Raw genomic sequence first — 24,298 nt, 5'->3', positions numbered from 1 at the left:
CGCCAACGGCGCGGGCAAGACGACACTTCTGCAGCTGATCGCGGGCGAACTCGTCCCCACCTCCGGAACCATCACCACCGGCGACGTCGCGCTCGTTCCCCAGCACGCCTTCGCCGACGCCACCCAGACCGTCGCCTCGGCGCTGAACATCGAAGAGATCCGGGCTGCCATCTCGGCCATCGAGGCGGGATCGGTAGACGAAGCGCACTTCGAGACCGTCGGCGACGACTGGGACATCGAGGCTCGCGCGGTGTCGGAACTGGCGGCGCTGGGATTGCCGACCGACCTCGACAGGACGGTCGGGACGCTGTCCGGCGGAGAGGCCACGCTGCTGGCCATCGTGTCGCGAGTGATTCACCGTCCAGCCGTCCTGCTTCTCGATGAACCGACGAACAACCTCGATACCGACTCACGCGCACGGGTTTTCGAGATGATCGACAAGTTCGCGGGAACCACGCTCATCGTGTCGCACGACCTCGAGCTACTCGAGCTCGTCGACTCCACACTCGAGCTCTACCACGGACAGGTGCGCGTGTTCGGCGGTCCGTACTCCCACTACCGCGAAACGATCGATGCGGTAGTCGGCGGCTCCCTGGTCGGTGCCCTGGGTCAACGCCTTGGGCGCATTCATCCCGAAGTACAGGTGTTGATCGAGGATGCATGCGGTGATGAGCGCCATGATGGCGACGAACGACTCGGTGAGCATGCCGCCGTACCCGATGATCCGCGCCTGCCCCTCCTTGGCCAACAGTTTGGGTGTCGTCCCCGACACGATCAACGCGTGGAATCCCGACAGTGCGCCACAGGCGATCGTGATGAACAGGAACGGAAACAATGCTCCGGCGAATGCCGGTCCGTTACCGTTCCAGGCGAAATCGCTGACCGCCGGCGCCTTCATGACCGGTCGGACAACCAGGATGCCGATGGCCAGCAGTGCGATGGTGCCGACCTTCATGAACGTCGACAGGTAGTCACGCGGTGCGAGCAGCAACCACACAGGCAACACTGCGGCGGCGATGCCGTAGATGATGATCGCCCAACTGAGCACCACCGGCGACAGACTGAACCAGTCCTGCCCCCAGGACGTTTCCGCGACGTAGCGTCCGGCGACGATGGCCAACAAGAGCAGGATGACGCCGATCACCGAGACCTCGCTGATCCTGCCAGGCCGCAGATACCGCAGGTAGACGCCCATGAACAGTGCGATCGGGATCGTCATGGCGATGGAGAAGACGCCCCACGGACTCTCGGCCAACGCGTTGACGACGACGAGTGCGAGCACCGCGATCAGGATGACCATGATGACGAGGACCGCGACGATGGCCGCCGTGCCCCCGACCGTGCCGAGTTCGTCGCGGGCCATCTGGCCGAGGCTGCGCCCTCTGCGCCGCGTCGAGATGGCGAGCACCAGGTAGTCCTGCACGCAGCCGGCGACCACTGCGCCGATGATGATCCAGATCGTCCCGGGCAGGTAACCCATCTGCGCGGCGAGCACCGGACCGACGAGTGGGCCGGCGCCTGCGATCGCGGCGAAGTGATGGCCGAAGAGCACGCGGCGGTCGGTCGGCATGTAGTCGCGGGCGTTGTCGTACTCCTCGGCGGGGGTCGCGACGTCGTCGCGTGGTCGCACGACCTTCATCTCGATCAGTCGGGCGTAGAAGCGGTAGGCCACGACGTAGGTACACAGCGCTGCGATGACGAACCAGACCGCGTTGACCGATTCACCCCGGACGACTGCGATGATCACCCATGCGACGGCCCCCAGCAGCCCGATCACCGCAAACAGGGCCTTCTTCGCGGGGGTCATCGGGCTTCGGTCGATCACCGCGACCGGGGGCAGGTCCCGGTCCGTCTGGACGAACTCGACGTCGGGGAACTCGTCACGCGTCGTCGTCGACGGTTCTGATGTGGCTGTCATCGCACACCACCCTTCCCGGAGAGAACCGATATGCCGCGCGGCTCACTCTACTCACGAAGCTGTGATTCATGCCGCATCCTAAAAATGTGCGCCACGCAAACTAGAGTTCATTGCGTGCAACATGGTGAGCTCACTTCCTCGCGGCTTCCGAGAAGACCGTTCGCCACGATCGCCCTCGTACTTCTGATCGCCGCTGCCCTGCTGGGGACGGGCGGATTCGCTTCACCATCGGCCGAGGCGGCACCTGCCAGCGCTACTCCCGTGCGCTATTCCGGCGGCACCTATGTCGCGTTGGGTGATTCCCGGGCGTCGGGCGGCTTCTTCACCCCGACGCCCGGCTACTTCGGGGGATGCAAGCGGTCGGCGCTGAACTATCCGACGGTCGTCGCGGCGCTGACGCTGCCGCGGCGTTTCGTCGATGTCTCCTGTGCAGGCGCGCTGTCGGAGCAGCTCTACCGCGTCGGGCAGCAGACCAGTGGCGGATACAAACCGCCCCAGGTGTGGTCGGTGCCGTCCGATGCGCAGCTCGTCACCGTGAGCATCGGCGGCAACGACATGGCGTGGGGCAGCATCGTCGGTCCGTGCGGTATCCAGCCGCTCGGCGACAGACACTGCCGCTCCAACCGCGCCCTGGCTGCGCTCGCGAACAGGCGCATCTCGATCATGGAAGACGCCGTCACGACCGCACTCGCCGCTGTCCGCCGCAAGGCCCCGCGCGCTCAGATCGTGGTCGTGGGTATCGGTGGCTTCATGGGTACGCACGGGTGCTGGCCACTCGTACCGATCAGCGATCCCGACGTCCGGTGGCTCAACGGCGTGTTCGTACAGGCCAATCGGGCGCTGGCTCGCGCGACCGCGAAGGTCGACGGCCGGTTCGTCGACGTCAATCGCGCGTCCGCGGGCCATGATCCGTGCAGCCTGGCGTCGTGGTACGAATCAAGTCTGAGCAACCGCATCGCGTATCCCTACCACCTGAACAAGGCCGGTTCGATCGGTGTCGCGACCCTGGTCAATGCGGCGATCCGACGCTGACGAGGCGCTCGAACAGACACGCCCGCACTACTATTCGAGCTGCTCGGCGACCTCGAGCCACTCCATTTCAGCGGTGTCCTTCTCGTCGACGACACCACGCAGTTCGGCACCCAACGTCACGAGTCGATCGGGATCTGTTGCCGCGTCGGCTAATTCGACGTGCAGTTGCTCTTCCCTGGCCGTCAGTTGCGCGATGCGACGCTCGAGCCGGTTCATCGTCTTGCGCGCCTCGCGGTGTTCGGCGGCGCTGATCGTCGGCGGCGTCGGGTCATCGGCACCGGTCGCTCCGCCCGCTCCGGAGAGCACTGCGGACCGGTTGTCTCCGGTACTGGATGCGGCGATCTCCTTGCGCCGCTGCAGGTATTGCTCGATGCCGCCCGGGAGGTTGGTGAGTTTCCCGTCCCCGAAGAGCGCCCAGGTGCTGTCGGCGATGCGCTCGATGAGGTAGCGGTCGTGGCTGATCACGACGAGGGTGCCCGCCCAACTGTCCAGGAGGTCTTCGAGTTGCTGGAGTGTGTCGATGTCGAGATCGTTGGTCGGCTCGTCGAGCAGGAGCACATTGGGCTCCGCCATGAGGATGCGGGTGAGCTGCAGCCTCCGTCGCTCGCCGCCGGAGAGGTCGCCGACCGGTGTGCGCTGGCGTGCGGGTGGGAATCCGAGCCGCTCAGCCAGCTGTGCCGCTGAAATCTCCTTGTCGCCCAGCATGATTCGTGTGGCCACGGACTCGACCGCGTCGATGACGCGCTGGTCCGGGTCGAGGTCGTCGAGCTCCTGCTTCAGCCACCCGAGGCTCACGGTGAGGCCTTCGACGCGACGACCCGGCGCGACGTCGACCTCGCCCGCCAATGCGCGCAGCAGCGTCGTCTTTCCTGATCCGTTGACTCCGACGAGTCCGACGCGTTCGCCCGGCGCCAGGCGCCAGGTCAGATCGTCGAGCAGCACTCTGCCGGGTTCGCCGTGCTCGCCCGCGGGTGTCTCGATGTGGGCGTCCTCGAGTTCGATCACCACGCGCCCGAGTCGACGCCGCGCAAACGCCGACAGCGCCACCGAATCGCGGGGCGGCGGAACGTCGGCGATCAGCTTCTCTGCCGCTTCGACGCGGTAGCGCGGTTTGGAGGTACGCGCCTGTGGGCCGCGTCGCAACCACGCGAGCTCTTTGCGTGCGAGGTTCTGCCGACGTTCCTCCGCGGCGTCGGCCTGGCGAGCCCGCTCCGCGCGGGCGAAGATCCAGTCGTTGTAGCCGCCCTCGTACTCGTCGACCTGCCCGTCGTGGACTTCCCATGTCCTGGTCGCCACCGTGTCGAGGAACCAGCGATCGTGGGTGACCACCACGAGCGCTCCGCGCCGCGAGACGAGGTGTTCTGCAAGCCATTGCACCCCCTCGACGTCGAGGTGGTTGGTGGGCTCGTCGAGGATCAGCACATCGGAATCGGTGACGAGTGCCGCCGCAAGCGCAACACGACGCCGCTGCCCACCCGAGAGTTCGTCGACGCGCGCGTGCAACAGTCCGTCGATACCGATCCCGGCGAGGATGGAGCGCACACGTGCGTCGCCCGCCCACTCGTGGACCTCGGTGTCATCGCCAACCACGACGTCGGAAACGGTTGCACCCGCGGGCAGTTCGCCGCGTTGAGTGACCACCGCAACATGCGTCCCACCCGTGCGCGACACACGACCGCTGTCGGGTTCGGTGACGCCGCCGAGGATCTCGAGGAGGGTGGTCTTACCGCCGCCGTTGAGTCCGACGACGCCGATCCGCTGTCCTTCGTGCACACCGAGGCTCACCTCGTCGAGCAACGGCTTGATTCCGTAGCTCTTGCTGATGCGGTCCGCGTTGATCAGCGCGGAGGTCGAGGCAGGTGGCACCGGTCGAGGCTACCAATGTCGGGCGGGGTGGCCGGGAGGCGGACTCGGCAGCGCAACTCCGAACCCGCCGTCTCCGCACGCGGCGTCGGTGCCGCCGACACTGCCGCGATGCACCTACAACATGCCGAGGCGATGTGCGGTTTACGGAAAGCTCAGATCACACATTTCGCTTGTGCTCGGATTTGTACTGAGAAATATCCGACCGCTCCTCGGGAGGAATCAGCGGTTGAGCGTTGACAATCGTCTCGTCACCCGGCTCATTGTCTTTGCTCTCGATGTACTCGATTCGGAAGCAGACCGCACTGACGATCAGTGCGATCAGCATCGCGGCGCCGAATGCCCAGGCCACACCCCCACCTTCGGTGGCCAACAGCGAGACGAATGCGCCGAGCAGCATAGCCGCTGCCAGCAGGAGGACATAGCCGATCATAGATAAAGGAAGTCGACGCAAAGCTTCTCGCATAGTGGACCACCATTTCTTTGTCTACCGCGATTTCTTCGTCTCCCGCGAGCATACTCCGGCGAGTCCGGCATGTAGGTCATGTGCATATATCCGGCGGCACGATCGGCGCATTCAGCGACTGGACTCGGCATCCTGCGTGACGATCACCCCGTGTGATACACATGTATCACACGGGGTGATACATGTGTATCACGACCACGTCCGTCGGTCGAACGCATCCGTCGCGGAAGGAGCTCCCATGGTGCGCGTGCGCGCAGCGCCCCTTGTCGTCGCATCGACGGCCCAACTGATGCTGGTGCTCGACGTCTCGGTGGTCAATGTCGCCATGCCGGCACTGCAATCGGAACTCCGCATGTCCGGCGCCGGTGTCCAGTGGGTGGCGACCGCCTATGCGCTCGTTTTCGCGGGCGGCCTCCTCGTCGGCGGTCGACTGGCCGATGTGCGCGGCGTGCGGGCGACCCTGTGCGGCGGCCTCGCCGTCTTCGTCGTCGCCAGCGCCATCGCGGGCCTTGCGGGCAGCGGCGCTGTCCTCGTCGCCGCACGCGCCATCCAGGGTGTCGGAGCGGCCGTGGCGTCGCCTGCCACTCTCACCGTGCTCACCCGCACGTATGCGGTAGGCCCAGAGCGAACCACTGCGATTGCAGTATGGACTGCAGTGAGCCTGGTGGGCGGTGCGGCAGGAAACATCATCGGCGGCGCACTCACCGATCTTCTCTCCTGGCGTGCGATCTTCCTGGTCAACGTGCCCATCGGCATTCTCGTCATCGCTGTTGCCCGTCACGTCCTCGACGACACGACACACACTCCTACCCGCATCGACGTCGTCGGTGCCGTCCTGATCACGATCACGCTGTGCGCGTGCACACTGGCCGTGGCGCAGGCCGATGGAGGTTCGGTCGTTGTTGCCTCGGGTGCAGCCGCACTCGCACTCGTCGCCGCGGGTTCGGCCGCAGCGCAGCAGCGCCGCAGCTCGGCACCACTGATACCGAAATCACTGTGGCGCAACAGAACCGTGGTGTTCGCCAATTTCCTCACCCTTGTCACCGGTATGTGCTTTCAGGCTCCGATCTGGTTGTTCCTGACCTATGTGATGCAGACATCGATGGGCATGTCGGCCCTTGCGGCCGGCATCGGCTTCGTCCCGATGGCGGCGACGATGATGGTCGTGGGAACGATGTGCGCTCCACGTGCCATGGAACGCGTCAGCGCATCGTCGCTCGTGGCTTTCGGCGCACTGGTTGCTGCAGCCGGATTCTGTTGGCTGGCAGCAGTATCCGCGAGCGGCGGCTACCTCACCGCGGTGCTGGGACCGTCGCTGGTGATCGGCGTGGGTGCGGGTGTGGTGAACACGCCCCTCACCACACTGACGACGCAGGGTGTGGCCCCTGACGATTCGGGCGCGGCGTCGGGGATGATGAACACGGCCAAACAGTTCGGCGGGGCGCTCGGACTGGCGGCACTGACGCCGCTGACCGCCGGGTACAGCGATTTCACCGTCGGTTTCACGACGATGGCCGCCGCGATGGTGGTCGTTGCCGCAACGTCAGTGCTGTACACGGTCAACGGGACATCACGGTAGGACCACGGAGGGCGCAGCGATGTCGGTCACAGTCGATCACGAGGAGCGACGTACACAGATCATCGACGGTGTCCTTCGCCTCGCTGCGCGCGAAGGACTGCGCGGGGTCAGCATGCGCGCCGCCGCAGCCTCGGCAGGAGTCTCACTTCGGTTGGTGCAGTACTACTTCGGGACGAAGAACGATCTGCTCGCAGCAACGTTGACAGAACTGACCCGACGCAGCGACTCCCGCTGGCGGCGCCGCATCGAGGAATTGGGGGCCGACGCGACGCCGCGCGAGATGATCGAGGCCTACATCGATGAAGCATTGCCGACGGACGAGGAGAGCCGCCGCTTCCACCTCGTCTACCGCGACTACCTGACCCTGACGCTGACCGGTGACTCCGTCGAGCGTGCACCGTTCGTTGCCGGGCCCCGCGACTCACATCGACGGTTGACCGGACTACTCGACGATGCCAGGGCAGCGGGAGAACTCAACAGCGACCGCGATCCCGCGACCGAGGCGTGGCATCTCATCGCACTCGAGCACGGTCTCAGCACCGCGTTGTTGCTCGGACTACACACTGCCGAATCAGCGAAATCGGTTGTCGACGACCACCTCGACCGCCTGTTCACTCACCCTGACAGGCCAGCTCCTCATGCCCTTGGCTAGTCACGCTTCCATCGCCCGCTAGTCCTGCGAGAACGCCTGCGAAACCGTACGCATCTCGTCGTCGAGGGATTGTGTGACGACGCTGGTGTGATCGGCTCGCGGATGCGTGACGAACGAGACGTCGGCACCCGACGCACGTAGCCGATGAACCAGGGCCGCTGAAAACGCGTATGGGACAACGGGATCGAAAATTCCGTGGTCGATGCGGATGGGCACCTTCCACCCCTCTGTCGGTATCGACATGTAGTCCTCGAGAGCGTCGGTGAAGGTCCTGTCGGTGAAGGCACGCGCAACCAGCGAGCCCGGTGACACCGCCCGCATCGCTTCGGAGAAGTCACCCGAGCACTTCTCGTGCGCGAGTTCGAGGTACTTCTCGCCCTCGGTCGTCAGATGGTCACGAACATGCAGGTCGGGTCGTGCGTGATCGAGACCTGCGAGGATGAACAGCAACAGTCCGCCGACGACGTTGCCCTTGCCCAAGCTCGGCACACGCGGCGTGAAGGCGCTGAACACGGACTCGATGCCCGACGCGGGCGCTGCCGCGATCACCTCGTGCAATCGCAGTTCCGGAGCGTAGCTGCGCGCCATGTGACCGGCGAACAGGGCCGCGTGCCCGCCCTGCGAGTGACCCATCGACACCCAGTCGTTGCTCAACCGGGATTCCTCCCAGCGCGCTGCCCGAATCATGTCGAGAACCGAATGCGCGGCCGCGCGTCCACCGAGGTACTCGGTCTGCTCGGCCGTGCCGAGGCCCGCGTAGTCGGTTGCCGTGACCGCGTAACCCGCCTTCAGTGCTGCGGTGACCGCGGCGTCGACTCCCGGGCCGGTCTTGGTCTTACTGGGCGCACAGTTGTCGCCGATCCCGGTGGTGCCGTGCGCCCAGGAGACGATCTTCCACCCACCGGGCGGTGGCGTGCCCTGCGGAATCCAATAGATCCCCGACGACGGCGCGATCCGTCCGGCCTGATCACGCGTCACATATTCGACGCGTTCGGCGGCAGCGGCGCCGGGCGGTAGTTGTGCCGCGGGCACCCGATCGCGGGTGATGATCGTCCCGCCCGCGGGCAGATCGTCGGCGGTCGCGTGGGGCGAGATCGCGAACAGACCCGACGCGCAGAAGAGAGAGGTCACGAGTGCGCCGACCCCGCGCCCCAACCACCTCCGTCGCGCTCGCACCCGCACAGGATAGCGGCGGCGACGCTCACTCATCGCTCACACGCGCCCCGGGAACCGGCCCACTCGCGGTGCGCACCGCGCGCGCGACGCCAGCACCCGACAGTTCGGCTGCGACATTGACCGCCGACATCTCGTCGGCGCACAAGAATGCGCACGTCGGTCCGGAACCGGACACGATTCCCGACAGTGCACCCGCATCGATGCCTGCGCGCAGTGTTCGACGCAGCGTCGGCTGCAGGCTCAGCGCGGCTCGCTGCAGGTCGTTGTGGAGATGAGTTGCGACAGCGCGGGCGTCACCGGAGGCCAGCGCGGCTATGAGTGCGTCGGGATGCGCAGTCTCGGGATCGATGTCGCCGGTCGCGACCTCCTGAGAGCTGTTGTCGCGCAGCCGATCGAGCTCGCGGTAGACCGCGGGCGTCGACAACCCGTCTCGCGCGAGCGCCAGCACCCAGTGCAGGTCTCCGCGGGCGAGGACGGGCACCAGCTGCTCGCCGCGCCCGGTGCCGAGTGCCGTCCCGCCCCGCAACGAGAACGGGACGTCGCTGCCGAGTCCCGCGGCGATCTCGACGAGTTCTGCGCGCTCGATGTCGAGCTTCCAGAGATCTGCCAAGGCGACGAGAGTTCCCGCGGCGTCCGCGCTGCCGCCCGCCATCCCGCCGGCGACCGGAATGCGTTTGACGATGTCGATCGAGACGGCAGGCTCCCTACCCACGCACGCACCGAGCGCGATGGCCGCGCGTGCAGCGAGATTGGAGTTGTCGACCGGAACGTCGGCCACCTCACGTGAGCCGACACCCTTGCCGTTGTCCCTGGTCACCGACACACTCAGGTCCGTCGCCGGCGCGACGGAGACGTCGTCGTAGATCGAGAGCGCCTGGAAGACCGTCACGAGATCGTGGTAGCCGTCGGCGCGCAGCGGTCCGACGCCGAGGTGCAGGTTGACCTTGGCGGGCACCCGCACGCGGACGGCGTCGGACACGACCGACAACGACGTAGGAGACACAATGTTCCAGCGTAATAGACTGCGGTCCGCTGTCAGGGGCGCCACTGCCGCTCGACGAGCGCTGCGACGTCCTCGACGACGAGCGCCGCCCCGGCGTCGAGGAGTTCTGCCGCCGCGATGCCGCCTGATTTCACCCCCACGCACGGGCCGGGAAGCCGGTTGGCCGCGGCGACGTCCCACACACTGTCGCCGACGAGCACCGCGCGCGATCCGCCCGCGGCGTCGAGAGCCGCATGCAGTAGATCCGCGGCGGGTTTGGACTGCTCAGCGTCGTCCGAGCTGGTGACCTCTGCGAAGTCGTCGCGGGTCATGCCGATCAATTCCAGAGCGGCATCAGTGAATTCGCGTGCGCCCGAGGACGCGAGTGCCACCGTGTAGCCCGCGTCGGTCAGCCCTGCGACCAGTTCACGCACCCGCGGAAACGGTTGCACCTTGTCCAGTACCTCGCGGTATCGATCGGCCCACTCGTCGCGCAGTTGGTCGCCGAGTTGGTCCTCGACCCGCTGCCCGCACAATTCTCCGACGAGCAGGTCGCCACCCATGCCGACGGCACGGTGAATCCGCCACCACGGAGGCGTCAAGTCGCGCCCTGCGAACGCACGCTGCCACGCGTAAGCGTGCCAGTACGTCGAATCGATGAGCGTACCGTCGACATCGAGGAGCACGGTGTCCACGGCATCTGAGCTGACATCTTTCGTCATCGAATCTCCTCACGGTCCAGCAGGCGGCCCCCTCTTCCACCCTGTCAGAATCTCGACGATCGCGACCGATGGAGTTCACGACATGGCAATTCGATTCGGCTACACCCTGATGACCGAGCAGGCCGGACCCCGACAACTCGTCCGGGATGCGGTGAGCGCCGAAGCCGCGGGCTTCGACTTCGAGGTGTCCAGCGACCACTACTCCCCCTGGCTGTCGGCGCAGGGCCACGCTCCCTACGCGTGGACTGTGCTGGGCGCGATCGCGCACGCCACGGAGCGCGTCGGGCTGATGACCTATGTGACCTGTCCGACGATGCGCTACCACCCGGCCGTCGTCGCGCAGAAGGCAGCGACGCTGCAGCTTCTCGCGGAGGGTCGATTCACTCTCGGGCTCGGCAGCGGTGAAAACCTCAACGAGCACGTTGTCGGCGAGGGCTGGCCGTCGGTCGGTGACCGGCAAGAGATGCTGGCCGAGGCGATCGAGATCATCGGCGCACTGCTCGACGGCGGTCTGCTCGACTACCGGGGCGAGTTCTTCCAGGTCGACTCCGCGCGTCTGTGGGACGTCCCCGACGACGGTGTGCCGATCGGTGTCGCCGTCGCGGGCGAACGCGGTATCGGGCAGTTCGCGCCGATCGCCGACCACCTCATCGCCGTACAACCGGAGGAGTCGCTGATCTCCCTGTGGAACGACGTCGACGACGCGCCCACGATCGGTGCGGACGCGCGGGCCATCGGCCAGATCCCGATCTGTTGGGATCCTGATCCCGAGGTCGCGAAAAAGCGTGCGCACGAACAGTTCCGCTGGTTCGGTGGCGGCTGGGACGTCAACGCCGACCTGCGCACCACCGCCGGGTTCGCCGCCGCGACACAGTACGTCACCCCAGACGACGTCGCGGCGTCGATCCCGTGTGGACCCGACCTCGATGCAATCGTCGAGTCAGTGAGCGCGTACTGGAAAGCGGGCTTCACCGATGTCGCACTCGTCCAGATCGGCGCCGACTCGCAGCAGGCCTTCTTCGACGAGGCCGCCGAGCCACTGCTGGCGAAGCTGCGGTCAGCGGCGGGGTAAGCGCCCAGTCGACGGTCCCGAGCGCCCAGTCGACGGTCCCGAGCGCCCAGTCGACGGTCCCGAGCGCCCAGTCGACGGTCCCGAGCGCACGGTCGGCAGCTCAGGCGGGTTCGACGGCCGCGAGACGCACGAAATCGCCGACGTCGAGTTTCTCGCCGCGGATCTGCGGGTCGATACCTGCGGCACGCAATCGACGTTCGGCCTCGGCGGGAGAGCCGGCCCATGTCGCCAGCGCGGAGCGCATCGTCTTGCGACGTTGCGCAAAAGCGGCGTCGACGGCAGCGAACACCTCTGCTCGCGTGGTTGGTTCGTCCACGTAGGGGTCTGTTCTCGTGATGCGCACGAGACCTGACTCGACCTTCGGCTCCGGCCAGAACACGTTGCGCCCCACCGCCCCGGCACGAGCGACGTCGCCGTAGTAGCGCGCCTTGACGCTCGGCACCCCGTAGACGCGGGAACCCGGCCCGGCAGCGAGACGATCGGCCACCTCGGCCTGCACCATCACAAGTGACGTTGCAATCGTGGGGAATTCGGCCATGAGGTGCAACAGGACAGGCACCGCGACGTTGTACGGCAGGTTGGCGACGAGTGCGGTCGGAGTGACAGGAAGGTCGGCGGTGGTCACCGCCATGGCGTCGGCGGTGACCACGTCGAGTGCATCGACACGCTGCGGAGCGAACTCCTCGACAGTGCGCGGTAGTCGCCGCGCCAGCTTCGGATCGATCTCCACGGCGACCACCCGGCCTGCTGCGCCGAGCAATGCGAGTGTGAGCGAACCCAGTCCGGGACCGACTTCGAGAACCGTGTCGTCAGGACCGACTCCGGATGCCGTGACGATGCGTCGAACAGTGTTCGCGTCGTGGACGAAGTTCTGACCCAGGGTCTTGGTGGGACGGACGTCGAGCTCGGCGGCGAGTTGTCGGATCTGTGCCGGACCGAGCAGCCTCGGGACGGTCGCGCCGCCCGCGGCGTCGTCTGTCAGCGCAGGCCCAGACTCGACGAGCAGGCCGGCCACGCGCCCCACCCCTGTGCCGCGAGGGTCTTCTGTGCGATCGCGATCTGTTCCTCGCGCGAGGCGAGATCAGGACGCGGTGCGTACTCCTGGCCACCCCAGCGGTCCCAGGTGTTCTGGTCGAACTGGATGCCGCCGTAGAAGCCGTTACCGTTGTTGATCGCCCAGTTGCCGGTCGATTCGCACTGCGCGAGACGGTCCCACACCGAGCCGTCCGGCACGTCGGGAGCGCCTTCCTTGGTGCCGATCTTGACGGTTGCGGCCACGGGGGCTGCGATCTGATCTGCCGAGAGCTTGTCGCGCTTGACCACCTTGCCGTTGACGATGGTGACGTTGTAGGTCACATTCGCGCGTCCCGGCTTGCCCGGGTTCACGACGACCTTCTTGTCGCGCACGAGGGTCGGGTCGTCCTGCTTGTTCTCCGGCGGCGCGACGTCTTCGAGGACGGTGTCCTGCTCGGTACGGATGCGGGTGACGTCGATGACCATGTTCGGTGTGACCTTGGTGTCCGCGGCCGGCGTGACCTTGTCCTCGTCGGACAGCGGCTTGCCGGTTGCGGTCAATGCCTCGGCGACGGTCGATGCGGGGACGGTCGTCGTGAAGCGGGTTCCGCCGTCGACGACGGTGACCGGCTTGGGCAGCGTGACGTCGACCACGGCACCGCTGACCGGGATGGACCCGTCCACCGAGAAGTTGGCGTCCTCTTCGCCATGGGCGAGACCCTTCTCGGCGAGCAGTTCGTCGACCTTCACCGCAGTCGTCTTGACCTGCTCCTTACGACCCTCGACGTCGAGGACGACGGTCTTGAGTCGCTTCATGGTGATAGTGCTGCCGTCTCCGAATCCCGAATCGGGTCCGGGGCTGACCTGGTCACCCGCGGCAGGCGTGTAACCCTGTGAGCGGAGCACCGAGTCGACCGACATCGACATGGTCGAGATCTTCATCGTGTGCCCGTCGACGTCGAGCGTCACGTTCTTGTGCATCGCGACACCGGCGATGCCACCCGCAGTGAGGGTGGCGAGCACGGCACCGACGGCCACACGGGCGCGCATCGATTCTGAGTTATGGATTTTGGCAAGTACAGACAAGGTCCAGGCATCCTGATCGGCAACAACGTCAACCCGCGTCAGGCGTCAGAAGGGCGTGCCCCTCGAGGCTCGTCTTGCGGCCTCATCGCCTCGGGATCACTCCCGAGGATGACCGGTTCATCCGGTCGATCGACGCCCACCTTCACGCGGGATCACAATACGATAACGAGACGGGGCGATTACCGCAAAGGTAGCTGGTAGGCGCGTCGCGCGTTGTCTCCGAGCGTCCTGCCGAACGATTCGGCGTCGACTCCACGCGTCGACGCGAGCGACCTGGCCGTGTACGGCAGACAGTATGACTGATTGGGTTGTCCCCGATACGGATCCGGCGTCAGGAACGGGGCGTCGGTTTCGACGAGGATGAGCTCGTCGGGGACGACGCGAGCGGCGTCACGCAACGACGAGGCATTGGCGAAGCTCACAGTGCCCGCGAAGCTCAGGTAGTAACCGCGTTCGACGCACTCGCGGGCAACGTTTTGGTCACCGGAGAAGCAATGCATGATCACGGTGTCGGGAGCGCCCTCATCAGCCAGGATGTCCAGCACATCGCGGTCGGCCTCGCGGTTGTGGATCATCAGCGGTTTGCCGATGCTCTTCGCGAGCCGGATGTGCCAGCGGAACGCTTCGTGCTGGATCTCGGGCTTCGCGCAGTCGTCGGACCGGGCGGGCCAATAGTAATCCAGGCCCGTCTCCCCCACGGCGACCACCCGGGGGTGCTCGGCCATCTGTGCCAACTCGCGTGAGGTCGCGTCGTCGAGATCGTCCGCATGCATCGGATGCAGCGCGACCGCGGCATAGACCCTGTCGTCCCAGTCCGCGGCGGACACCGCCCAGCGGGCGTCGACCATGTCATCGGCAACTGTGATCACCGTCTCGACCCCGACACTCTCGGCGTGATCGACGATCGCGCGGACGGTCTCCGGTGACCGTCCGCCGCATGCAGCCAGGTGAGTGTGCGCGTCGATCAGCCCGTACAGCGGCGTCGGGTCCGGCGGCGGCTCACGTCGACGACGCTTCTTCGCCGCTTTCGCGCTCTCGGTGCGCTCTGCGCTGTCGGTGCGCTCTGCTCTGTCGGGGGCCTGCGCGGCGCTGTCGGGGGCCTGCGCGGTGTCGGGGTCCTGCGGTGCGACAGACTTCGAACCGGCCGGACGGGCTGAACCCTGTGCTTCCTCCGTCATGGTCACGACTCTAGAGGTGACGCTCCTAACGCCGACAGCACCACAGATCACGCCGACAGCACCACGCTGCGCGCCGACAGCACCGGGAATCGCCGACGCTTCACCGGTGCCCTCGATGGTCAACCGATGCCCTCGACGACCTGCCCGGTGCCCTCGGCGGTCAACCGGTGCCCCGGCGGTCAGAGGTGCACAGTCCCGCTGATGACCGTGGTCGAGTGGCCGCCGACCCAGATGTTCTCACCGTCGTCGTCGACGTAGACGCGACCCGAGCGCTGCAGTGCGGTGCCCTGCGAGGCCACGTAGCTCTCGCCGACCCGCCCGGTCGAGCGGAGCCAGACCGCGATGCCTGCGTTGAGGCTTCCGGTCACCGGGTCCTCTCCGACGCCTGCCCCACCGGCGATGCCGCGGACCTCGAACTCGACGTTCGGATCGTCCGGGTGGCCAGACGGGTATCGACCGAGGAGCCCGACGTCGTAGGCCGCGAGCGCGGCGAGATCGGGTTCCGCCGAGAGCACCCGCTGCGCCGAGTCGAGTTCGAGGACGAACCACGGCGGCCCGTTGTCGATCCACTCCGCCGCCAGCACGTGCTCGCGGGACAGACCGAGCGAAGGCAGGACCTCGTCGACGAGCGCCTCCTCGACGGCCCCCGACCGTCGCAGTTGCGGCGCCGCGAAAGCGACCCGATCACCGTCGCGTCTGACCGACACCAGTCCGACACCGCACTCCTGGACGATGCTCGACCCTCGCGGCGCACCTCCTGCGGCCAGCCAGGCATGCGCCGAGCCGAGGGTGGGGTGGCCGGCGAACGGGAGTTCACCCGCGGGCGTGAAGATGCGCAGTCTGTAGTCGGCCGCAGGATCGGTGGCCGACTGGATGAATGTGGTCTCCGAAAGGTTAGTCCAGCGAGCGAACGCCGCCATCTCGTCGTCGGAGACCCCGTCGCCATCGATGACCACCGCAACGGGATTGCCGCGCAACGGTTTAGAGCTGAACACATCCACCTGGGCGAAACGCCGCGATCCCTGCGTCGAAGACATGACTCCATGCTCACCGCCGCACACGGACGTTGTAAAGCGAATTGCCGCTGACTGCCCCACACCGTGAACATCTCCCGGTGGAGCGCCTCGCGGCCGCAGTGCCGACATCGACTCGGCGCGCATACCGCGCCATGCACTCCCCGGACGGGTAGCGTGTCGGACGTGTTGGGTTTGCCAGAACAGATCTCGGTCGCCCTATTCGACCTCGACGGCGTTCTCACGAGTACTGCCGTCCTGCATCGCGTTGCGTGGAAGGCCGCCTTCGACGACTTCCTGCGCGCCCGCGACGGCGACGACTTCGTCCCGTTCACCGATCAGGACTACCTCGACTATGTCGACGGTCGTCCACGCGAAGACGGCGTGCGGGCGTTCCTCTCGTCACGGGGAATCGACGACGTCGACGATGCGACGGTCGAGAAGATCGGATCGGGCAAGAACGCGATGTTCCTGGCCACACTCGAATCCGACGGCGTGAATCCCTATCCCGGGTCGGTGCGCTACCTGCAAGCGGCCCAGGACGCGGGACTACGCATAGCAGTGGTGACCTCGTCGAAGAACGGAGAAGCGGTGCTCGACGCTGCGGACCTGGCGAAATTCGTGGAAGTGCGTGTCGACGGCCAGGAGACGGCCGCACGTGGACTGCGCGGAAAACCCGCGCCCGACTCGTTTCTACTGGGGGCAGAATTGATGGGGGTCCAACCGAGCGCAGCCGCCGTCTTCGAGGACGCGATCTCGGGGGTGCAGGCAGGTGTGGCCGGGCACTTCGGCTACGTCGTCGGCATCGACCGGGTCGGCGGCAATCAGGCGCAGGCCATGCGCACTGCAGGAGCCGACGTCGTCGTCAACGACCTCGATGAGATGATCCCCGCATGAGCCGCACCACTGAACAGACCACAGGATTCGACATCGATCCCTGGCAGTTGCACTGGCGTGGAGTCGATCTCGACGCGCTCGGCCGCAACGAGACCTTGTTCGCACTCTCCAACGGCCACATTGGACTTCGTGGCAGCTTCGAGGAGGGCGAGCCTGTCGATCATCCCGGCACCTATCTGAACGGCTTCTACGAACTGCGCGACCTGCCGTACGCCGAAAGTGGTTATGGTTACCCGGAATCCGGTCAGACTGTCGTGAACGTGACCGACGGCAAGATCATCCGACTGCTCGTCGAGGACGAGCCGATGGATCTGCGGTACGGGAGAACCGAAGAGCACTCGCAGACCCTCGATTTCCGGACCGGCACCTTACGGCGCAACACCCTCTGGACCTCGCCGACCGGCCGCACCGTGCGCATCAAGTCCGAGCGGCTGGTGTCGTTCACGAAACGCACGATCGCCGCGATCCACTACGAGGTGGAGCCTATCGGCGAGGACATGAAGCTCGTGTTGCAGTCGGATCTGCTTGCCAACGAGCCGATTCCGATTCCCGGCAACGATCCGCGGCTGGCCGCGGCCCTGGAGTCTCCGCTGGTCTCCGACCTCGCCACGTGCCGCAACTACTGGGGCATTCTGGTGCACCACACCAAACAGTCCGGACTCCACATGGCTGCGGGCATGGATCACCAGATCGATTTTCCGGGCGCCGCAGACAGTTTCATCCGCGCCGACGACGATCTGGCCCGACTCACCATCGCAGCCAACGTCCCGCAGGGCACCACGCTGAAGATGACCAAGTACATCGGCTACGGGTGGTCGGCACGGCGGTCGGTGCCCGCGCTTCGCGCCCAGGTCGACGCCGCGCTGGCCATGGCGATGGAGACCGGCTGGGAATCGCTCAAGGCCATGCAGATCGCCTACATGGAAGATTTCTGGCGCGACGCCGACATCGAACTCGACGGCGACGCCGAGGTCCAGCAGGCGGTGCGGTTCGCCCTCTTCCACGTCCTGCAGGCGGGAGCGCGCGGACAGTCACGTGCCATCCCGGCGAAGGGACTCACAGGCCCCGGATACGACGGCCACACGTTCTGGGACACCGAGAGCTTCATCCTGCCCATGCTGACCTACACCGTGCCGGCCGCGGCAGGTGAGGAATTGCGGTGGCGCCATTCGACGATGGACAAGGCGAAGTCGCGCGCAGCCGAGCTCGGGCAACGTGGCGCCATGTTCCCGTGGCGCTCCATCAACGGCGACGAGTGTTCGGGCTACTGGCCCGCCGGTACCGCAGGCGTGCACGTCAGCGCCGACATCGCCAACGCGACCGCACGGTACATGCGGGCCACCGACGACGAGCAGTTCGAAACCGAGTGCGGCGTCGAACTTCTCGTCGAGATCGCACGCCTCTTCGCCGGCCTCGGACACCATGACGTCAACGGACGATTCCGCCTCGACGGTGTGACCGGCCCCGACGAGTACACCGCGGTCGTGAACAACAACGTGTTCACCAACCTCGCGGCACAGCTCGCGCTGCGCGACGGTGTGGCGTGGGTCCATCGCCGGCCCGACCTCGCACAGAAGTACGGTGTGACGAATGCCGAAGCGGCGCACTGGGAATCGTGTGCAGATGACATGACCATCCCCTTCGACGAAGCGCTCGGTGTGCACCAGCAGTGCGAGGCGTTCACACTCCTCGGGGCATGGGATTTCGCAGCGTCGGTGGGCAAATACCCTCTGCTGCTCAACTATCCGTACTACGACCTCTATCGCAAGCAGGTGGTCAAGCAGGCCGACCTGGTGTTCGCGATGTACATGTTCGGACGGGCGTTCACCGAGGAGCAGAAGCTCCGCAACTTCGACTACTACTACCCGCTCACAGTTCGCGACTCGTCATTGTCGGCGTGCTGCGAAGCGGTCACCGCAGCAGAGGTCGGGTACCTCGACCTGAGCTACGACCTGCTGGCGGAGTCGGTGTTCACCGACCTCCACGACCTGCACAACAACGTGAGCAGCGGGTTGCACATCGCCGCCCTCGCGGGCGCGTGGATGGACTGCGTCGCGGGATTCGGTGGGATGCGTGACTTCGGTGGACACATCACCTTCGCGCCGCGGCTCCCACCACGGCTGACGTACATGTCGTTCCGCATGACGGTGCGCGATTCCAAGATCGTCGTCGCCGTCGACAAGCAGACGGCAACCTACCGGCTGCTGTCCGGTCCGAAGATCGACCTCTCACACCACGGGGAGAAGTTCACCCTGACCGACGAGCATCCCGTCACCAAGGACATCGCCGAGATCGAGCACCGTGAGCCACCCAAGGCCCCGGTCGGCTGCGAGCCCTATCACCGCGACTGACCGGCGTCAGTGGGTCGGTTTGGCCTCGGGATCGGCGGCGATGTTGCGCGCAATCCTCTCGCGGAGACTGCGCAGTACGTCCTTCGAGGCCTCAGCCCACGGCATGAGGATCGGGAAGACGTGGAACATTCCGCGTCCTTCCATGCCGTACACCGGAACCCCGTTGGCCTCGAGCTTCCCGACGAACTCACGGATTCCGTCGCGGAACATCTCGTCCTCACCCCAACACACGAACGTCGGCGGGAACCAGTCCGGGCTGGGATCGGCGTAGACGATCGACACCCGCACGTCGTTGGGCTGGACGCCGTGGAGGTAGGGCGTGACGGGAATGCTCCACGGAAGGATGTCGTACTTGGCGTTCTCGGTCACCGACGCGTTGTCGAGATCGAGGTCGATCTCGGGTGAGAACAGCGCCAACGCGGCGGGCCGCGGCATGTCCTTGTTGTGCAGGTAGCTGATCAGCGAGGTCGCCAGACCACCGCCGCCGGAATCGCCAGCCACCATGAGGTGCTCGGCGGGTATCCCTCTGTCGAGTAGCCCCTGGTAGACGTCAGCGGCGTCGAGAACACCTGCGGGGAAGGGGAATTCAGGCGCCATGCGGTAGTCGGCGATGAAGATCTCGAAGCCGGTGATGCGGACGAGCGCTGCGGCGAACGCGGAGTACATGATGGGCGAGGTACCGATATATCCGCCGCCGTGCAGATACAGGATGGTGGCGCCGATCGCTTCCTTGCTCTCGTCGTCGTCGACGTAGGCGTCCGAACTCGCCTTGGCTCGACACCAGATGCCGGGAACGCCGTTGATGGTGTCCTCGGTGATCTCGACCTTGCCCGCGAGTTCGATGACGGGCGGCAGAATGGTGTTGCAGATGTCGTCGAGTGCCTTCTCCATGGATCGGAACTCTTCGATGGGCAGGCCCATCGAGTAGCCCATGAACGCACGAATCGTGTTTCGGGTGACGGCCTGGCCGATGTTGTCGAGAAGCCCCGACGGACCCTTCCACGGCTTCGAGAAGGGCACACGGGCGAGGCCGTTGAGCAGACTCTCCCCGAGTCCGACCATCGTCAACGCCGCGATCGGCTTGGATGCGGTCTCCACCTCGGGTCGATCTGCCATCACCATGGCGTCAGGATACGTGAGGTCGACGTCACCGACGCCCGCCTCGTCACACGCTGCACCGAGCCCGGGGGTCATGAGCCGCCGGCCGACGCCACCGACCGGCGTCGCGCGCCACCAAGTATCCTGACAGACACTATGCCCACTGACCTGACCAGCACCGACACGCGCACATCACACGGGGCGGGCCGTCCGTACTACATCACGACGGCGATCGCTTATCCCAACGGCGCTCCGCATATCGGGCACGCATACGAGTACATCTCGGCCGACGCTCTCGCACGGTTCAAACGGCTCGACGGATTCGACGTGCGGTTCCTCACCGGTACCGACGTGCACGGGCAGAAGATGCAGCAGACCGCAGAAAAGGAAGGCATCCCGACCGCAGAGCTCGCCCGGCGCAACTCCGACCGGTTCCAGCAGCTCCAGGACCGCCTCGGCTCGAGTTACGAACGCTTCATCCGCACCTCCGACGACGACCACAAGCGGGCGTCCGAGGTGATCTGGCAGCGCATGGCCGACGCGGGCGACATCTATCTCGACACCTACTCCGGCTGGTACGACGTCCGCGACGAGACCTTCTACGCCGAGGCCGACACCACGGTCGACGACGCCGGCGAGCGCGTCGCCTCCGACAACGGTCACGTGCTCACCTGGACCGAGGAGCAGACGTACTTCTTCCGACTCTCGAAGTACCAGGACAAACTCCTCGATCTCTACGAGTCGCACCCGGAGTTCATCGGCCCCGACGTCCGACGCAACGAGGTGATCAGCTTCGTCAAGGGCGGACTGACCGATCTGTCGGTCTCGCGCACCACATTCGACTGGGGTGTTCCGGTTCCCGGCCACCCCGACCACGTCATGTACGTCTGGGTCGACGCCCTCACCAACTACCTCACCGGTGTGGGGTTCCCCGACGATCAGGCGACATTCGACAGGTATTGGCCCGCCGATCTGCACGTGATCGGCAAGGACATCATCCGATTCCACTGCGTGTACTGGCCCGCGTTCCTGATGAGCGCAGGAATCGAACTGCCCAAGCGGGTCTTCGCGCACGGGTTCCTGTTCAACAAGGGCGAGAAGATGAGCAAGTCGATCGGCAACGTCGTCGACCCCGACAACCTCATCGACGAGTTCGGCCTCGACCAGTTGCGCTACTTCCTCCTTCGGGAGGTGCCCTACGGCCAGGACGGCTCGTACTCGGCGGAGAGCATGACCGCGCGTGTCAACGCCGACCTCGCCAACGAGTTCGGCAATCTCGCGCAACGCACGCTGTCGATGATCGGTAAGTACTTCGACGGCGCCGTGCCCGCGCCGGGCGCTTACACCGACGCCGACGCCGAGATCCTTAATGCGACAAGTGAACTGCTGCCGCGGGTGCGTGCACACTTCGACGTCCAGGCGATCCACCTCGGCCTGGAGGCTCTGTGGTCGGTTCTGGCGCAGACGAATCGGTACATCTCCGCGCAGGAGCCGTGGAAGCTCGCGAAGACCGACCTCGAGCGGACGGGCACGGTTCTCTACGTGTGTGCGGAAGTTGTCCGGGTGGTGGCCCTGCTGGCCGCACCCGTCATGCCCGCCTCGTGCAACACGTTGCTCGATCTGCTGGCCGTCGGCGATGACCGCGATTTCACTGCCGCCGCCGACCGACTCGTGCCAGGAACCGAATTGCCCAAACCGACGGTCGTCTTTCCTCGTCGCGATTCCTGAGCGAGGTGTGACGACGCGGTGACGCCGACCGCAACCGATCTGCTGCGATCCCTGCACGCGACGACCACACGTCGCCGATTACCCCCGCCTGCAGCACTTGTGGGCGATTGGTGGGATGCCGACGCGGTCATCGCCCCGTCGGTCGATGTGCGACCGCACCTCGCACCTCCCGATCATCCGGACCGATTCTGGTTGGGATACCTGGGTTTTCCGGTGCGCGGCGTCGAATCGGCGTTACCGACGGTTGCCGGTGGGCTGACCGATCACCTGTTGGTGCTGCGGGCGGGACGGTGGCATCACGTCAGTACGTCGGAGGAGCCGCTACCCGGCTGGGTGGTCGACGCCGTGGCGGCGACCGGCACCACAGGCCAACCGCGAGTACAGGAGTGGGTAGCGAACTGGAACGTGCCCGACGCCCGGCCACACGTCGGTGCGATCAGACTGTGTCTCGACGCCATCGGCGCAGGTGAGATCTACCAGGCATGCCTGTGTACCCGTTTCTCCGGCACACTCACCGGCTCGGCGTCCGCGTTCTTCGCGGACCTGGCTGCGCGTACCCGGCCGGCCAAATCGGCTTTCCTGCAGGGGGATTGGGGTTCGGTGGCGAGTTTCTCACCCGAGACGTTCCTGTCCCGACGTGGCGACCGCGTGGTCTCAGCCCCCATCAAAGGAACCATCGCCGCCCACGAGGACCCGACCGTGCTGGCGGCGTCGTCGAAGGACATCGCCGAGAACGTCATGATCGTCGACCTCGTCCGCAATGATCTGGGGCGTGTCGCACGCACCGGATCGGTGCGCGTCGAGAAGCTGCTCGAGGTGGTCGGCGCGCCGGGCGTATGGCATCTCGTTTCCCGCGTCTCGGCGCAGGTCCCGCCCGAGGTCGGCAACCTGGCCTTGCTCGACGCGACGTTCCCGCCGGCATCCGTCACCGGAACACCCAAACTCAGGGCCATGGAGTTGCTTACGCAATGGGAGCGCGATCCACGCGGCGTGTACTGCGGTGCGGTTGGATTGGCGGGACCTGATGGTCTGCTCGATCTCAACGTCGCAATCCGAACTGTCGAGATCACTGCTGACGGTGCGATCGCGTTGGGCGTCGGCGGCGGTATCACCGCGGACTCCGACCCGGGTCGCGAGTGGCAGGAATGCCTCGACAAAGCCGCCAGCGTGGTCAACGCACACCCGACGGTGCTCGGTTAACCTTGTCCGTATGGACCGGGCCGCTGCGGTGAGGCAGGCAGCTGAGACGACGGCCGATCTCGCCGACATCCGCCTCGCCATCATCGACCAGGCAGTCGGGTCGACCCACACACCACACCACTACCCCGAGGGCTACACGCCGCCGACGCCGGTCCTCGAATCGTGGGCACGGGCACGTGAACGCGGACAGCGACGCGACACCCACCAACCGACGGTCGTCAGCGACGACGAACTCGACCGCAGACGCGAACGGAGCGCGCTGCGCAACGCGTCGCCGGCCGCCCGGGCCGTCGTCGACGCGAGCGCCGAAGAGTCCGACCTCGTGTACGGCATGTTCGACGCCGACGGAGTGATGCTCTGGGGACAGTCCGATTCCCGCCTGCGCGACCAGGCACAGGCGTTGCACATCAGCGAGGGCGCCCGGTGGGACGAGGAGTCCGCTGCGACGACAGCCGTCGGTCAGGTGCTCGCGGATCCGCGGCCACAACGCGTCTATCCGGCCGAGCACTACGCGTACGCACTCGGTGACTGGTACTGCGCGGGAGCCCCGGTGAGTGACCGGATCAGCGGCGACCTGGTGGGCGTGATCGCCTTCGCAGGCCGCGCGAGCGCCGTGCAACCGGCAACCCTCATGCTGGCCGCGTCGGTCGCCGAGTTCTGCGCCCGCGACATCGCCGACGAACACCAGCGCACGCTCAGCGCCTTGCGCGAAACGAGCGGAAAAGAGTTGTCGGCCTTCAAGGCAGCGCTGCTCGTCGACGACGACGGCCTCGTCGCCGACAGCCGCGGGGTGATCGCACCGACTCGGATCGCGCCGCCCAGTGAGCGCGAATTGCAGTTCGTCGCAGGTCTGGGCGTGTGCGTCGCCGAACGTGTTCCGGGCGGCTGGATCGTGCGCCCAGCCGGACCGTCGGGTCCGATCCTCATCGAACTCGACCTGCGTGGCGAGCCGTCGATCCACGTGATCGACGGCGCCGACCAGCTCACCATCGTTCTCACGCGGCGGCATGCCCAGATCCTGCTGCTGCTCTCCGACGCCGGGCGCGCCGGACTCACCTCCGCGCAGTTGAGCCGATTCCTGTTCGGCGACACCACCCACGAGGTATCGGTCCGCGCCGAGATGTCACGCCTGCGGCGCGTCGTCGGCACCCTGGTCTCGAGCCGCCCGTACCGCCTGGCCGCCGAGGTGACGCTCACCGTCGTGCCGGACTGACCGCGCCGCCGGCTGGTGCCGTCGGCAGGTTGGGTGGTGCTGTCGGCGGGTTGGGTGG

19 protein-coding genes and 2 pseudogenes are annotated in these 24,298 nt (G+C 66.2%); 10 read left to right on the top strand and 11 right to left on the bottom strand.

Annotated elements, in window-relative coordinates:
• A pseudogene (locus GOOTI_RS25210) lies at nucleotides 1–577 on the top strand (ATP-binding cassette domain-containing protein); the annotation flags it as partial.
• On the opposite strand, the pseudogene GOOTI_RS14835 reads toward GOOTI_RS25210, so the two are convergent.
• Nucleotides 578–1,918: pseudogene (locus GOOTI_RS14835) on the bottom strand (carbon starvation CstA family protein); the annotation flags it as partial.
• Between the two features lie 114 nt (nucleotides 1,919–2,032).
• Between GOOTI_RS14835 and GOOTI_RS14830 the strand changes: the two are divergent.
• Nucleotides 2,033–2,950: an SGNH/GDSL hydrolase family protein gene (locus tag GOOTI_RS14830; RefSeq protein WP_007239424.1), complete on the top strand. Its 918-nt coding sequence runs from the start codon at nucleotides 2,033–2,035 to the stop codon at nucleotides 2,948–2,950.
• A gap of 30 nt (nucleotides 2,951–2,980) precedes the next feature.
• Here the strand turns inward: GOOTI_RS14830 and GOOTI_RS14825 are convergent, their stop codons facing one another.
• Together GOOTI_RS14825 and GOOTI_RS14820 are read right to left on the bottom strand one after the other, a co-directional pair.
• The gene (locus GOOTI_RS14825; RefSeq protein WP_007239423.1) at nucleotides 2,981–4,816 is read right to left on the bottom strand and encodes an ABC-F family ATP-binding cassette domain-containing protein; all 1,836 of its coding nucleotides are present in this window, start codon (nucleotides 4,814–4,816) and stop codon (nucleotides 2,981–2,983) included.
• A gap of 157 nt (nucleotides 4,817–4,973) precedes the next feature.
• Nucleotides 4,974–5,246 carry a hypothetical protein gene (locus GOOTI_RS14820; RefSeq protein ID WP_007239422.1) on the bottom strand — a complete coding sequence of 91 codons (273 nt, stop codon included), beginning with the start codon at nucleotides 5,244–5,246 and terminating at the stop codon, nucleotides 4,974–4,976.
• Between the two features lie 271 nt (nucleotides 5,247–5,517).
• Here GOOTI_RS14820 and GOOTI_RS14815 point away from each other — a divergent pair, with 271 nt between their 5' ends.
• Together GOOTI_RS14815 and GOOTI_RS14810 are read left to right on the top strand one after the other, a co-directional pair.
• Nucleotides 5,518–6,858, top strand: a complete 1,341-nt coding sequence (locus tag GOOTI_RS14815; protein ID WP_007239421.1) for an MFS transporter — start codon at nucleotides 5,518–5,520, stop codon at nucleotides 6,856–6,858.
• Nucleotides 6,859–6,877: 19 nt separating this feature from the next.
• Complete coding sequence (locus tag GOOTI_RS14810; protein WP_007239420.1) at nucleotides 6,878–7,510, top strand: TetR/AcrR family transcriptional regulator; 633 nt, start codon at nucleotides 6,878–6,880, stop codon at nucleotides 7,508–7,510.
• 18 nt (nucleotides 7,511–7,528) lie between these two features.
• Here GOOTI_RS14810 and GOOTI_RS14805 read toward each other — a convergent pair whose 3' ends face one another.
• From GOOTI_RS14805 to GOOTI_RS14795, 3 genes are read right to left on the bottom strand one after another with little or no spacing between them, the layout of a single operon-like run.
• Nucleotides 7,529–8,665 (bottom strand): lipase family protein, encoded by a 1,137-nt coding sequence (locus tag GOOTI_RS14805; RefSeq protein ID WP_007239419.1) that lies wholly within the window; start codon nucleotides 8,663–8,665, stop codon nucleotides 7,529–7,531.
• Between the two features lie 46 nt (nucleotides 8,666–8,711).
• Nucleotides 8,712–9,689, bottom strand: a complete 978-nt coding sequence (locus tag GOOTI_RS14800; RefSeq protein WP_039994164.1) for a 4-(cytidine 5'-diphospho)-2-C-methyl-D-erythritol kinase — start codon at nucleotides 9,687–9,689, stop codon at nucleotides 8,712–8,714.
• A gap of 32 nt (nucleotides 9,690–9,721) precedes the next feature.
• Complete coding sequence (locus tag GOOTI_RS14795) at nucleotides 9,722–10,390, bottom strand: HAD family hydrolase (RefSeq protein WP_007239417.1); 669 nt, start codon at nucleotides 10,388–10,390, stop codon at nucleotides 9,722–9,724.
• A gap of 82 nt (nucleotides 10,391–10,472) precedes the next feature.
• Here GOOTI_RS14795 and GOOTI_RS14790 point away from each other — a divergent pair, with 82 nt between their 5' ends.
• Nucleotides 10,473–11,462: a TIGR03557 family F420-dependent LLM class oxidoreductase gene (locus tag GOOTI_RS14790; protein ID WP_007239416.1), complete on the top strand. Its 990-nt coding sequence runs from the start codon at nucleotides 10,473–10,475 to the stop codon at nucleotides 11,460–11,462.
• Nucleotides 11,463–11,562: 100 nt separating this feature from the next.
• Here GOOTI_RS14790 and rsmA read toward each other — a convergent pair whose 3' ends face one another.
• The 4 genes from rsmA to GOOTI_RS14770 form a co-directional block, all read right to left on the bottom strand.
• Nucleotides 11,563–12,477: a 16S rRNA (adenine(1518)-N(6)/adenine(1519)-N(6))-dimethyltransferase RsmA gene (gene rsmA, locus GOOTI_RS14785; RefSeq protein ID WP_007239415.1), complete on the bottom strand. Its 915-nt coding sequence runs from the start codon at nucleotides 12,475–12,477 to the stop codon at nucleotides 11,563–11,565.
• The gene (locus GOOTI_RS14780; RefSeq protein WP_007239414.1) at nucleotides 12,441–13,526 is read right to left on the bottom strand and encodes a resuscitation-promoting factor; all 1,086 of its coding nucleotides are present in this window, start codon (nucleotides 13,524–13,526) and stop codon (nucleotides 12,441–12,443) included. Before GOOTI_RS14780 ends, rsmA begins: the two co-directional genes overlap by 37 nt.
• 215 nt (nucleotides 13,527–13,741) lie before the next feature.
• The gene (locus GOOTI_RS14775) at nucleotides 13,742–14,740 is read right to left on the bottom strand and encodes a TatD family hydrolase (protein WP_007239413.1); all 999 of its coding nucleotides are present in this window, start codon (nucleotides 14,738–14,740) and stop codon (nucleotides 13,742–13,744) included.
• A gap of 179 nt (nucleotides 14,741–14,919) precedes the next feature.
• The gene (locus GOOTI_RS14770; protein ID WP_007239412.1) at nucleotides 14,920–15,777 is read right to left on the bottom strand and encodes a PhzF family phenazine biosynthesis protein; all 858 of its coding nucleotides are present in this window, start codon (nucleotides 15,775–15,777) and stop codon (nucleotides 14,920–14,922) included.
• A gap of 162 nt (nucleotides 15,778–15,939) precedes the next feature.
• Here GOOTI_RS14770 and GOOTI_RS14765 point away from each other — a divergent pair, with 162 nt between their 5' ends.
• Together GOOTI_RS14765 and GOOTI_RS14760 are read left to right on the top strand one after the other, a co-directional pair.
• Nucleotides 15,940–16,650, top strand: coding sequence for an HAD family hydrolase (locus tag GOOTI_RS14765; protein WP_039994163.1), 711 nt, complete (start codon nucleotides 15,940–15,942; stop codon nucleotides 16,648–16,650).
• Nucleotides 16,647–19,001: a glycoside hydrolase family 65 protein gene (locus GOOTI_RS14760; RefSeq protein ID WP_007239410.1), complete on the top strand. Its 2,355-nt coding sequence runs from the start codon at nucleotides 16,647–16,649 to the stop codon at nucleotides 18,999–19,001. Before GOOTI_RS14765 ends, GOOTI_RS14760 begins: the two co-directional genes overlap by 4 nt.
• Before the next feature lie 6 nt (nucleotides 19,002–19,007).
• Here GOOTI_RS14760 and GOOTI_RS14755 read toward each other — a convergent pair whose 3' ends face one another.
• Complete coding sequence (locus tag GOOTI_RS14755) at nucleotides 19,008–20,123, bottom strand: alpha/beta hydrolase (RefSeq protein ID WP_039994162.1); 1,116 nt, start codon at nucleotides 20,121–20,123, stop codon at nucleotides 19,008–19,010.
• Between the two features lie 132 nt (nucleotides 20,124–20,255).
• Here GOOTI_RS14755 and metG point away from each other — a divergent pair, with 132 nt between their 5' ends.
• The 3 genes from metG to GOOTI_RS14740 are packed head-to-tail and all read left to right on the top strand — an operon-like array spanning nucleotide 20,256 to nucleotide 24,240.
• The gene (gene metG / locus GOOTI_RS14750) at nucleotides 20,256–21,827 is read left to right on the top strand and encodes a methionine--tRNA ligase (protein WP_007239408.1); all 1,572 of its coding nucleotides are present in this window, start codon (nucleotides 20,256–20,258) and stop codon (nucleotides 21,825–21,827) included.
• A gap of 18 nt (nucleotides 21,828–21,845) precedes the next feature.
• Nucleotides 21,846–23,027: an aminodeoxychorismate synthase component I gene (locus GOOTI_RS14745; RefSeq protein WP_007239407.1), complete on the top strand. Its 1,182-nt coding sequence runs from the start codon at nucleotides 21,846–21,848 to the stop codon at nucleotides 23,025–23,027.
• 10 nt (nucleotides 23,028–23,037) lie between these two features.
• Nucleotides 23,038–24,240 (top strand): GAF domain-containing protein, encoded by a 1,203-nt coding sequence (locus tag GOOTI_RS14740; protein ID WP_007239406.1) that lies wholly within the window; start codon nucleotides 23,038–23,040, stop codon nucleotides 24,238–24,240.
• The last annotated feature ends 58 nt before the right edge of the window (nucleotides 24,241–24,298 follow it).

The organism is Gordonia otitidis NBRC 100426 (assembly GCF_000248075.1).
GTDB classification, from domain to species: domain Bacteria; phylum Actinomycetota; class Actinomycetes; order Mycobacteriales; family Mycobacteriaceae; genus Gordonia; species Gordonia otitidis.
The sequence above is the reverse complement of the archived record's forward strand: the minus strand, read 5'-3'. Positions and strand labels throughout refer to the sequence as shown.